The sequence below is a fragment of the Acinetobacter sp. NRRL B-65365 genome, assembly GCF_001605865.1.
GTDB classification, from domain to species: Bacteria; Pseudomonadota; Gammaproteobacteria; order Pseudomonadales; family Moraxellaceae; genus Acinetobacter; species Acinetobacter vivianii.
In genome coordinates, this window is sequence record NZ_LRPD01000035.1 from 1 (window position 1) to 11,966 (window position 11,966).

The 11,966-nt window shown below is 41.8% G+C and carries 8 protein-coding genes and 2 tRNA genes; 8 read left to right on the plus strand and 2 right to left on the minus strand.

Annotation, left to right across the window (positions count from 1 at the left end; genetic code table 11):
- The first annotated feature begins 350 nt into the window (after positions 1-350).
- From ahcY to AWW72_RS13145, 8 genes are all read left to right on the plus strand, one after another.
- Positions 351-1,733 carry an adenosylhomocysteinase gene (gene ahcY, locus AWW72_RS13110; protein ID WP_004771530.1) on the plus strand — a complete coding sequence of 461 codons (1,383 nt, stop codon included), beginning with the start codon at positions 351-353 and terminating at the stop codon, positions 1,731-1,733.
- 73 nt (positions 1,734-1,806) lie between these two features.
- Positions 1,807-2,643, plus strand: coding sequence for a methylenetetrahydrofolate reductase [NAD(P)H] (metF, locus tag AWW72_RS13115; protein ID WP_005229551.1), 837 nt, complete (start codon positions 1,807-1,809; stop codon positions 2,641-2,643).
- A 22-nt stretch (positions 2,644-2,665) separates the two neighbouring features.
- Positions 2,666-3,382: a 16S rRNA (uracil(1498)-N(3))-methyltransferase gene (locus AWW72_RS13120; protein WP_062847619.1), complete on the plus strand. Its 717-nt coding sequence runs from the start codon at positions 2,666-2,668 to the stop codon at positions 3,380-3,382.
- Between the two features lie 119 nt (positions 3,383-3,501).
- Complete coding sequence (locus AWW72_RS13125) at positions 3,502-6,375, plus strand: bifunctional diguanylate cyclase/phosphodiesterase (protein WP_062847620.1); 2,874 nt, start codon at positions 3,502-3,504, stop codon at positions 6,373-6,375.
- 191 nt (positions 6,376-6,566) lie between these two features.
- Complete coding sequence (locus AWW72_RS13130; RefSeq protein WP_004771523.1) at positions 6,567-8,837, plus strand: NADP-dependent malic enzyme; 2,271 nt, start codon at positions 6,567-6,569, stop codon at positions 8,835-8,837.
- 96 nt (positions 8,838-8,933) lie between these two features.
- Positions 8,934-10,160 (plus strand): multifunctional CCA addition/repair protein, encoded by a 1,227-nt coding sequence (locus AWW72_RS13135; protein WP_062847621.1) that lies wholly within the window; start codon positions 8,934-8,936, stop codon positions 10,158-10,160.
- 142 nt (positions 10,161-10,302) lie between these two features.
- Positions 10,303-10,378: transfer RNA gene (locus tag AWW72_RS13140), tRNA-Asn, on the plus strand.
- 9 nt (positions 10,379-10,387) lie between these two features.
- Positions 10,388-10,463: transfer RNA gene (locus AWW72_RS13145), tRNA-Asn, on the plus strand.
- Positions 10,464-10,573: 110 nt separating this feature from the next.
- On the opposite strand, the gene AWW72_RS13150 is transcribed toward AWW72_RS13145, so the two are convergent.
- Positions 10,574-11,230, minus strand: coding sequence for a MiaE family protein (locus AWW72_RS13150; protein WP_005229541.1), 657 nt, complete (start codon positions 11,228-11,230; stop codon positions 10,574-10,576).
- Between the two features lie 4 nt (positions 11,231-11,234).
- Positions 11,235-11,963 (minus strand): pyridoxine 5'-phosphate synthase, encoded by a 729-nt coding sequence (gene pdxJ / locus AWW72_RS13155; RefSeq protein WP_062847622.1) that lies wholly within the window; start codon positions 11,961-11,963, stop codon positions 11,235-11,237.
- Positions 11,964-11,966 lie beyond the last annotated feature (3 nt).

Genomic DNA, 11,966 nt, shown 5'->3' on the forward strand with positions numbered 1-11,966 from the left:
CAAGTTTCATAACGTAGTTTAGGGAAGTTTTAGCTATAACCCTCTGGGACAGGCCTATTTTTTGCCGTTACTACGTTATGTTTTGCTTACTTAGTGTACTAAGTTTCGCAAAACTCTCCTTGTACCGCCTAAAAAATATCCTCTGTCGCAAGTATCTGTGAAATGTCAACAGTCCCTATTGGAACAAAACTGATTTCCAAGTATCATATTGCCCAGTCGAGGGATGCTGCGACAATTGATCGGCACTAAAGATCAATTTGCCAGGCTCGACGATCGGTTAAACATTCGCTTTAGCCAACAACGGCATCCGCGAACAGAATGATCCATACTATTTTTTCTAGGAGATCCTGATGAACGCGGTGAATGCTTCATTTACAGATTATAAAGTTGCTGATATTTCCCTTGCTGACTACGGTCGTAAAGAGATCAAACTTGCTGAAGCAGAAATGCCAGCTTTGATTGGTTTACGTAAGCGTTATTCAGCAGCTAAACCACTTGCTGGCGCAAAAATCTTGGGTTGTATCCACATGACAATCCAGACTGCTGTTCTAATCGAAACATTAGTTGAACTTGGCGCAGAAGTACGTTGGACGTCTTGTAACATCTTCTCTACTCAAGACCATGCTGCTGCTGCCATTGCTGCAAGCGGTGTGCCTGTATTTGCCTGGAAAGGTGAAACAGAAGAAGAATATGTATGGTGCCTAGAGCAACAGATCAATGTGAATGGTCAGCCTTGGGATGCCAACATGATTCTGGACGATGGCGGTGACTTGACTGCACTTGTCCATGAAAAATACCCAGCGTTGTTAGAACGTATTCACGGTATTACCGAAGAAACCACTACAGGCGTGCAACGTCTATTGGAAATGTGGAAAGACGGTTCACTTAAAGTTCCTGCAATCAATGTGAATGATTCGATCACTAAATCGAAGAATGACAACAAATATGGTTGCCGTCATTCATTAAATGATGCCATCAAACGTGCGACTGATATGTTGCTTTCTGGTCGTCGTGCACTTGTGATCGGTTATGGTGACGTAGGTAAAGGTTCTGCGCAATCTTTACGTCAAGAAGGCATGATCGTACGTGTAACTGAAGTTGACCCGATTTGTGCAATGCAAGCATGTATGGACGGCTACGAAGTTGTATCTCCATACAAAAATGGCGTGCAAACAGGTAAGAAAGAAGACATCAATCACGATCTACTCGGCAATACTGACCTTGTTGTGACCACTACAGGTAACTACCACGTATGTGATTCAGCAATGTTAGATAGCTTAAAAGCAGGTGCGGTTGTATGTAACATCGGTCACTTTGACACTGAAATCGATACAGCTTACCTACGTGGTTACAAGTGGGTTGAAGTGAAGCCACAAGTACACCAAGTATATCGTTCAGAAGATGAAAACAACTATTTGATCCTTTTATCTGAAGGTCGCCTAGTAAACCTTGGTAACGCAACAGGTCACCCATCACGTGTCATGGATGGTTCTTTCGCAAACCAGGTTTTAGGTCAAATGCATTTATTCGCTGAGAAATTTGCTGACTTGCCTGCTGATCAAAAACAAGCGGCGATTCGCGTAGAAGTACTTCCTAAGAAATTAGATGAAGAAGTTGCTGCGGCAATGGTTGTTGGCTTCGGTGGTGTATTAACACAACTGACGCAAGTACAGGCAGATTACTTAGGCGTTCCAGTGGAAGGCCCGTTCAAATCTGACGCTTACAAATACTAAGAAAATCAGGGCAGACGTTTTACGGACTGCCCTTTTTTCTAAAATTTTTCAGGCGAGTTAAAAAGGATTTGAAATGACGAAGCGTGTTCCTATTTCTTTTGAGTTTTTCCCACCAAAAACTGATGCGGGTGCGGAAAAGTTACGTGTTGTTCATCAAGAACTACAACTGTTAAATCCAGAGTTTTTCTCCATTACTTATGGTGCTGGCGGCTCTACCCGTGAACGTACTTTAGCTGCGATTAATGACTTTAATGGTCAAGGTACACCTGTTGCGCCTCACTTGTCTTGTATCGGGGATGACAAAGCCCGTATCGCAGAGCTTTTAGACTTATATAAATCTCAAGGTATTGATCGTATTGTCGCATTGCGTGGTGATCTACCTTCAGGTCAGGTGGGCTTAGGTGAACTTCCTTATGCACAGGATCTGGTTCGCTTTATTCGTGAACATTCAGGTGATCATTTCCACATTGAAGTCGCTGCATACCCTGAAATGCACCCACAAGCAGACAGTTTTGATGGTGATATCCAACGTTTTGTAGAAAAAGTAAATGCAGGGGCAAATGCCGGCATTACTCAATTTTTCTTCAATCCAGATGCATATTTCTATTTTATTGAACGAATTGCGAAAGCAGGCGTGAATATTCCAGTTGCACCAGGTATTATGCCGATCACCAATGCAAGCAACTTAATCCGTTTTGCTGATGGTACAGGTGCAGAAATTCCACGCTGGATCCGCAAGCAGCTTGCTGCCTATGGTGATGATAGTGCAAGCATCAAAGCTTTCGGTCACGAAGTGATTGTGAATCTGTGCGAGCGTTTAATCGCTGGTGGTGCACCAACACTACATTTCTACTCAATGAACCAAACTGAACCGACTCGACAACTGGTTGTTGATCTTGGTTTAAACTAATTTGTACGAGCCCTACCCAAGCATGAATCGTTTTTATATCGAAACCGAATTAAATACTGGCAATACCGTTGAATTAACAGAATCGGTATTTCATCACTGGGTACGTGTGCTTCGCGCAAAAGAACAAGAACAAGCCATCTTTTTCAATGGAAAAGGTGGTGAATATGTTGTAACCCTGACTCAGATCAACAAAAAAAATGCGTTTGTTTCGGTTGATCAGTTTGATGCAGCAGACCGCACTGCCCCTTTTAAGGTGACTTTAGGTCAAGTCATGAGTAAAGGTGATCGTATGGATTATGCGATTCAGAAAGCAACTGAACTCGGCGTTACCACGATTCAGCTTTTAACCAGTGAACGTTGCGAAATGCGTTTAAAATATGATCGCGACCAAAAGAAACTGGATCACTGGCAATCTGTGGCAATTGCAGCATGCGAACAATGCGGGATGAATCGTGTGCCAGAAATTCTTGCCCCTATTTCTGTGACTGACTGGGTTGAGTCTGACCTACCTGAATCACGTTTTGTGCTTGCTCCGAATAAAGATCAGAACAACGTTCTGTTAAATAGCTCACCTGATCTGGCTTTACTGATTGGCCCGGAAGGTGGCTTAAGTGAAGCAGAGATTAACATTGCCAATCAAAATAATTTTAAAAACTGGTGTATCGGAGACCGCGTTTTAAGAACAGAAACCGCTCCAGTTGTGGCTTTATCCATTTTAAATTACCACTTTGCTCCCTAATCATGCCTGAGCATTGCTTTCCATTTTATTTAGCGCTAATTTAAAGCGCAAATCGACTATGTTTACAAAAAAACAAAGACTGTCCACATAGATAAAAAATGAAAAGGATTATGCTTTATATGTTAGGGGTTCAGGACAAAAGCTTGCCACAGTTTATCTATACGGATCAAATTAGTTATCCGAATCATGTACGCTTGTTTGTAATAAGTGTGTTTGCTATTTGTCTGTTAGATTATGCACTGTTTGGCGTTTTTTACACCTTTGAAGCCAATATTTTTACCACATGGATGACTATCACACTTGCCATCCTGCTTGGTTTTTCCTGTATTTGTCATTTTTTATTAAAACGTTACTCTGCGGTTCGTTATAACCATAAAACCAATATTATTTTTCAACTCATTTGTTTTTTTACAGGTTTATTAATCGGCGTTAATACCGTCATTATCAATCATTACTTAGGCTCCGATGTTCCGAATTTGATCGGCTCTCATGTTTTAACGCTCACCGCGTTATTACTAACTGCGTCACATATCATTGCACTGACCTTTTTAACACAGCATATCCGTTATTTCTTTTTATTTTTTATCCCGAGTATCGCACCATTAATTATAACCCAGCTTTTACATCGGCATCATGACCATACCCTATTCTATCTGGCCTATTATTCGTCATTTTTCGCGACCGTGCTTTGCGCTCAAGCCACTTATAAAATTCACAAGCATCTCGCGCTGGTACTGGAAAAAAATAAACAATTGATTGATGCTGCGCAACAGCATAGCAATTGGACTGAAGAACTCTGCCAACAGCTTCAACATGAAGTGAATAAATCTAAAGATATCGAAGCCCAGCTCCAGTTCAATAATCATTTGTTAGAACAAAAAGTGCGTGAACGTACTTTTGACCTCACGCAGATGAATGAAAGTCTAGAAGAACATCGTCAGAGTCTGGCATTAGCACATGAAACCGCTGGAATTCAGCATTGGGACTGGAATCTTGAAAATACGATTCCTGATGCTTCGCCGCTTCCTCATGAAGTCGCACATAATGCGCAAAATCTTTATACCTTACTGAATGAAGTTACCCATCCAAATGATGTTGAACGTGTAAAAAACACCTTGTATCAACACTTATCGGGCCAATCACCGCGTTACGAAGAAACTTTCCGTATTAAAAATGAAAATGGTGACTGGACCTGGATTCACGCTGTCGGTCAGGTCATTTTAAGAGACCCGAAAAATGGTACCGCCTTACGTATGGTCGGTGTACATCGTGACATCAATCAGGAGAAGAAAGATCAGGAGCGCCTTAAATTGGCTGCAAATGTATTTGAACAGGCTTCTGAGGGTATTTTTATATTGGATGAAAACTTCAATTATGTTGAGATCAACCCTAAATATGAGCAGCTCACAGGTTTAGATAAACAAGCCATTTTAGGCAAACAGCTATTTGAAATTACCAAACAGAATAAACAGCATCATCATAACTTTCATCTTTCTATTCTGGATACGTTACGTGAAGCACAGGAATATGAAGGTGAATTTCAGGAAACTTATAACTCTGAAAAATCATGTTACCTATGGATTCACATCAATGCTGTGAAAGATGAACAAGATCGCGTCATCAATTATATTGGTATTGTTTCGGATCAAACTGAACGTAAACATCAGGAACAGCGTTTATCTTATTTGATCAATTACGACACCTTAACTGATCTGCCTAACCGTTTTTATTATCAGCAACAACTGCATCAATATCTAGTCAATGAACCTGCCATTCAACACTTGGCTGTCATTCGCCTGAATATCGATCGTTTCCGTGCACTCAATGAAATTATCAGCAATAAAGCTGGAAATGAGTTGCTTAAACAAGTCGCACAACGACTACGAATCAGTAATATTGATGCCCTGCTGGTCGCGCATTTAAGTGCAGATGATTTTGCAATTATTTATGAAATATCGCATTTACATCCGCCTATTCATCAACTCTGCAATAATATTGTAGAAGCTTTCAGCAAAGCTTTTTATATTGCCGATCAAGAATATTTTGTCAGTATCTCTATTGGGGTGGCGATCTATCCCGAACATGGTCGTCAAGTTGATAATTTAAATACCCATGCAGAACAGGCGCTAAATGAAGCAAAACGCCTAGGCGGCAATACCATCCATTATTATTCCAATGAAAGAGCGAATTTTGTTGATCAATATAGTGATCTCGAGCTTGATCTAAGAAAAGCCATTCAGAACAATGAACTGGTGGTTTACTATCAACCGAAGATCAGCACATTCAATGATCAGATTAATGGTTTCGAAGCGCTGATTCGCTGGAAACACCCAACTAAAGGATTAATTATGCCAAGCATTTTTATTCCTTTAGCAGAAAGCACCAGCTTGATTTCCGATATTGGGCAGTTTGTCTTACATGAAGCAGCCAAGCAGTTACAGGCATGGCAAAAACTTGGTTTTAGCAATATCAATATTGCGGTTAATATTGTGGCCCAACAGATTTTGCGTGGTCAATTACTGCATGATATTGACGAAGTCCTGACAACTTATGATGTTTCTGGCAAAAACCTTGAACTGGAAATTACCGAATCCGCTTTTCTGGAAAATACCGAGAACGTTAAAACTATTCTCAATGCATTGAAAGAACGTCAGATCTCTATTGCACTGGATGACTTTGGTACAGGCTATTCTTCTCTTGCCTACTTAACCGAATATCCAATTGACATTTTGAAAATTGATCGTGCATTTATTTTAAAAATTGGTAATCCAAAACAGGATGCGATAGTTAATGCCATGATCGCCATGGGTAAAACAATTGGCCTAAAAGTCGTTGCCGAAGGTGTAGAAACCGAACAGCAGCGTGACTATCTAAAAGCACAAAACTGCGACATATTACAGGGTTACCTGTTCTCCAAGCCACTGACTGCAATAGAAGCAACAGAATACCTGCAACAGCATCTACATCTGTCAACTGCAAGATATTCCATTTAAAAGTAAATTTTAAGCTTTTTGGCCCTTTCTTTGCTGCTGGGTATCGATTGTGAATAGCTGTATCGTTCAGTGAAAATAAGCTTTTTTGACTGTGCGAAAGCATGAACTAGTGCTATATTCTTGTGCACTTATCTTAATATAGTAATTAGACTTCTATATGTCTGATTATTATCGGAACAAATGAGACTCAGATGGACGATCAATCTTTAAAACAAGCCGCTTTGTATTACCATGAATTTCCTACACCTGGAAAAATCAGTGTGACACCGAACAAGCAGCTCGTTAACCAACGAGATCTAGCGCTTGCTTATTCCCCTGGTGTTGCAGCTCCATGTTTAGAAATCGAAAGAGACCCTTCTACCGCTGCGAAATATACAGCACGTGGTAATCTGGTCGCCGTCGTGAGTAATGGTACTGCTGTGCTTGGTTTGGGAAATATTGGTCCTCTTGCTTCTAAGCCAGTCATGGAAGGTAAAGGCGTTCTCTTTAAAAAGTTCGCTGGTGTTGATGTATTCGATATCGAAATTGATGAAAATGATCCAGACAAGATCGTTGATATTGTTGCTGCGCTAGAGCCAACATTTGGTGGTATCAACCTTGAAGATATCAAAGCGCCAGAATGTTTCTACATTGAAAAGAAACTTCGCGAACGCATGAAAATTCCTGTATTCCATGATGACCAACATGGTACAAGTATTATTGTCGGTTCAGCATTACTCAATGCTTTACAGATCGTAAATAAGAAAATTGATGAAATTAAAATTGTTGCCTCAGGCGCAGGTGCTGCTGCACTTTCTTGCCTAGATTTACTTTGCGCTTTAGGCGTAAATAAAAACAACATTGTTGTTGCTGACTCTCGCGGTCTTTTGACCACTGCGCGTGAAGGTCTGGACGAGTCTAAAAAACGTTATGTTCAAGACATTCAGGCAAGCCAGTTGCATGAAGTCATGGCAGGCGCAGATATGTTCTTGGGTCTTTCAGCAGCAGGCATCTTAACCAAAGAAATGGTTAAGGAAATGGCTGAGAACCCGATCATTTTTGCATTGGCAAACCCTGATCCAGAAATTTTACCTGAACATGCGCATGAAGTTCGCCCAGATGTCATTATGGCAACAGGTCGTTCTGACTATCCAAACCAAGTGAACAATGCACTTTGTTTCCCTTATATCTTCCGTGGTGCGCTTGATGTTGGCGCAACAACAATTAATGAAGATATGAAAATTGCCTGTGTTCATGCGATTGCGCGTATGGCACATGTTGAAGCAGATGCTGCAACTTACGGTGAAAAATCAGCTTCATTTGGTCGTGACTATCTGATCCCTCGCCCACTTGATCAACGTTTGATTCTGGAAATTGCTCCAGCCGTTGCGAAAGCAGCAATGGATTCTGGCGTAGCAACTCGTCCAATCGAAGACTTCTCTGCATATCGTCAACGTCTTTCTGAGTTCGTTTATAACTCGGCATTCTTGATGAAACCGATCTTTGCACAGGCGAAGACTGACCCTAAACGCATTGCTTATGCTGAAGGTGAAGATCTACGCGTATTACGTGCGGTTCAAATTGCTGTTGATGAAGGCTTGGCAAAACCGATTCTTGTTGGTCGTACAGCCGTGATCGAAGAGAATATCAAGAAGCTCGGTTTACGTTTACAACATGGTGTAAACATTGAAATCGTCGATCAGGAAAAAAATCCTCAGTACGAAGAGTTCTCTAAAGAATATCACCAGATCATGCAACGCAAAGGCGTTACAGTTGAATACGCTCAACGTGAAGCACGCCGCCGTTCTACACTCATCGCAGCGATGCTGGTGAAATTTGGTAAAGCAGATGGTATGTTATGTGGTACTTATTCAAGCTATGACATTCACTTAGATTTCGTGAAAAATATCATTGGTTTGAAAGAAGGTCGTAGCACATTCTTTACCTTGAACGCGTTAATGCTTGAAGATCGCAATTTATTTATTGCCGATACATATGTAAACACCAACCCAACTGCTGCTCAGCTTGCTGAAATGACCATTTTAGCAGCAGAAGAAGTTCGTCGTTTTGGTATTACACCGCGTGTTGCCCTGCTTTCGCACTCGAGTTTCGGTAGCGACCAAACCGATCCAAGCGCACAAAAAATGCGTGAAGTTTATCGTTTATTGTCTGAACAGGCACCTGAACTTGAAGTTGAAGGCGAGATGCACGGTGATGCAGCATTAGATGAAAATATTCGTCATTTTGCATTCCCGAATTCACGCTTCAAAGGTTCTGCAAATCTGTTGATTATGCCTAACCTTGATTCGGCAAACATTTCATTCAACCTGTTAAAAGCAACTTCGGGTAATAACGTGACAATTGGTCCTATTTTACTTGGTGCTGCAAAACCTGTTCATATTCTGACACCTACAGCAACGACTCGTCGTTTGGTAAATATGACCGCATTAACAGTCGCTGAAATTCAACAAAGCCAAAACTAAGTTCACCTAAGCAAAGCTTTTCCAGAAAAGCTTTGCTTAGCGCTTGAGAAAACCTCTATTCTGTAGCATGATTGTGTGAAGAATAGAGGTTTTTTCATGCAAGTTTATTTAGTAGGCGGTGCAGTTCGGGATCATTTACTCGGCCATCCCTATCACGAAAAAGATTATGTGGTGGTTGGAGCAACGCCCGAACAATTATTGGCCGAAGGTTATCAACCTGTCGGTAAAGATTTTCCTGTATTTCTACATCCAAAAACAAAAGAAGAATACGCACTAGCGCGCACTGAACGCAAATCTGGTGTGGGTTATCATGGCTTTCAGTTTTTTACCGATACCAGCGTAAAATTAGAAGATGATCTGATTCGTCGTGACCTGACCATTAATGCAATGGCAATGGACGATCATGGTCAAGTGTATGACCCTTATGGTGGTCAGCAGGACTTACAGCACAAAGTACTACGTCATGTTTCAGATGCATTTACCGAAGATCCCTTGCGTGTACTCCGCGTAGCCCGTTTTGCAGCACGTTATGCAACTTACGGCTTTACTGTTGCAGAAGAAACCTTGCAATTGATGCGGAAAATTGCCCAATCAGGTGAATTAAGCGCATTAACACCCGAGCGTGTCTGGAAAGAAACCTCTCGTGCCTTAATGGAAGACCATGCTGATGTGTATTTCCAGATCTTAAAAGACTGTGATGCCTTGGAAGTCTTATTTCCAGAAATTAATGCATTATTCGGCGTCCCACAGCGTCCAGAGTATCATCCTGAAATTGACTGTGGCATTCATACGTTAATGGCGCTTAAACAGGCCTGCTTAGCAAATTATGCACTTGAAGTGCGCTTTGCAGTGCTGGTACACGACCTAGGGAAAGCACTTACTCCTGTAGAAGAATTGCCACGACATATTATGCATGAAGAACGTGGTATTCCGCCCGTTACTCAAATCTGTGATCGCTTAAAAGTACCGACTGCGCTTAAAAATCTGGCTCTGATCGTATGTAAAGAGCATTTAAAATGTCATCAGGTGAAAAATCTGAAACCGGGTACTTTATGGCGTTTGTTACAGCGTTTGGATGTACTACGCCGACCAGAAAAAGTGGAAGCTTTTGTACAGGCCTGTGAATGTGATGCCAAAGGTCGCTTGGGTTTGGAGCAGCGCCCTTATCCGCAAGCACAATATATGTTAGATGCCATGCAAATCGTCAGAAATATACGTGCGCAGGATTTGCCGGAACATGTCAGTGGCCCAGAAATTGGGGAAATGCTGATTCAATATCGAATAGATGCTTTGGCAAAGTTCAAGGAACAACACATTAACTGATTAATTTTTAAGTAAATAAGATCTTTTTCTCGCATTTTTTGTTCGCTTTGCACTGAAAAGATTATTAATCAAGCAAACGATTAATTTTATTTACTATTGTTGTTGACGCATCTGCTTTTCATGCATAAAATGCGCATCAGATTCTCCAATAGCTCAGTCGGTAGAGCGACGGACTGTTAATCCGCAGGTCCCTGGTTCGAGCCCAGGTTGGAGAGCCAATCTACTATTCTCCCATAGCTCAGTCGGTAGAGCGACGGACTGTTAATCCGCAGGTCCCTGGTTCGAGCCCAGGTGGGAGAGCCAAGATTCTAAAAAGCCCTGATCATTGATCGGGGTTTTTTTTATGCCACGATAAAATCCAATAGCCATAAAAAAACCTCTGCTGATCAGAGGTTTTTTCTTTCGAATGCAGATTAAGCTGCAACCTTTGCGGGTACACCACTATGAAAACGGAATGTATCATCTGGAGTTAAAATCAGATTTTTTTCCACTTCACGGATATATTCAATGCGTTGCTGAATATCTTCTTCTGGATCTTTGAGTTTCGCTGATTTTGCAACATCTAAAGCCAAAGCTAAATAGTCCTCAAAATGGCGAGATTCCGATTTAAGTAAATAACGATAGTAACGCCCAAGCTCATCATCAACAATCGGTGCCAGCGCATAGAAACGCTCACATGAACGTGCTTCCACAAATGCACCAATGATCATGACATCAATCAACGCTTCAGGCTCATAAGTACGGATTTCTTTACGTAATCCGCCTGCATAACGCCCTGCGCTCAAGCCCTTCCATTCTTGGCCGCGCTTGTTCATGAATTCAAGTACCTGCTCATAATGCAGCATCTCTTCACGAACCAATTGCGCCAATTTCACTTGCAAGTCTGTAAAGAAGCTATAGCGGAACATCAAATTCATGGCTGTACTTGCTGCTTTCTTCTCACAGTTGGCATGGTCTTGCATCAAGATATCAAGGTTATTTACCGCTTCATCTAACCATGCCTGAGGCGTTGTACAACCTAAAAATGCAATGACGGGTTGCATTAACTCATCATAATTTACACTACTCATCAACTTATCTCGCAGCAGCCTGAATTGCTGCTTTCATATCTTTTACCGCTTGAGCCAGTCCAACGAATACGCTATCTGCAATAATCGAGTGACCAATATTCAGCTCATGAATTTGAGGGATCGCTGCAATCGCTGCAACATTGTCCAGATTTAAGCCATGACCTGCATTCACAACCAGACCTTTGGCAGCCGCATACTCCACGCCTTTGATAATACGATCCAATTCTGCTTGTTGCTGCTCCTCAGTCTCTGCATCTGCATAAGCACCAGTATGAATCTCAATGGTCGGCGCACCACATGCGACAGCCGCATCAATTTGAGCTAGATCAGCATCGATAAATAACGACACATCACTGCCAATTGCGGTCAGTGCTTGTGTTGCTGCCTTCACTTTTTCAAAGTGCCCTACAACATCCAGACCACCTTCGGTTGTCACCTCTTGACGACGTTCAGGGACAAAGCAAACATGTTGAGGCTGAATCTCTTTGGCAAATGCAACCATTTCATCTGTCACTGCCAACTCAAGATTCATTCGAGTTTTCAGCAAGGGACGCATACGACGTACATCATCATCCTGTATATGGCGACGATCTTCACGTAAATGCAAGGTAATCCCCTCTGCACCCGCTTGTTCACAAACCAAAGCAGCCTGAACTGGATCAGGGTAAGTTGTACCACGTGCCTGTCTTAATGTTGCAACATGATCAATGTTTACACCCAAGATTGCAGCCATAAA

Excerpts from the sequence above, each read along its gene's own strand:
- ahcY (WP_004771530.1), top strand. The coding sequence starts at position 351 with ATGAACGCGGTGAATGCTTCATTTACAGATTATAAAGTTGCTGATATT.
- metF (WP_005229551.1), top strand. The coding sequence starts at position 1,807 with ATGACGAAGCGTGTTCCTATTTCTTTTGAGTTTTTCCCACCAAAAACT.
- AWW72_RS13120 (WP_062847619.1), top strand. The coding sequence starts at position 2,666 with ATGAATCGTTTTTATATCGAAACCGAATTAAATACTGGCAATACCGTT.
- AWW72_RS13125 (WP_062847620.1), top strand. The coding sequence starts at position 3,502 with ATGTTAGGGGTTCAGGACAAAAGCTTGCCACAGTTTATCTATACGGAT.
- AWW72_RS13130 (WP_004771523.1), top strand. The coding sequence starts at position 6,567 with ATGGACGATCAATCTTTAAAACAAGCCGCTTTGTATTACCATGAATTT.
- AWW72_RS13135 (WP_062847621.1), top strand. The coding sequence starts at position 8,934 with ATGCAAGTTTATTTAGTAGGCGGTGCAGTTCGGGATCATTTACTCGGC.
- AWW72_RS13150 (WP_005229541.1), bottom strand. The coding sequence starts at position 11,230 with ATGAGTAGTGTAAATTATGATGAGTTAATGCAACCCGTCATTGCATTT.
- pdxJ (WP_062847622.1), bottom strand. The coding sequence starts at position 11,963 with ATGGCTGCAATCTTGGGTGTAAACATTGATCATGTTGCAACATTAAGA.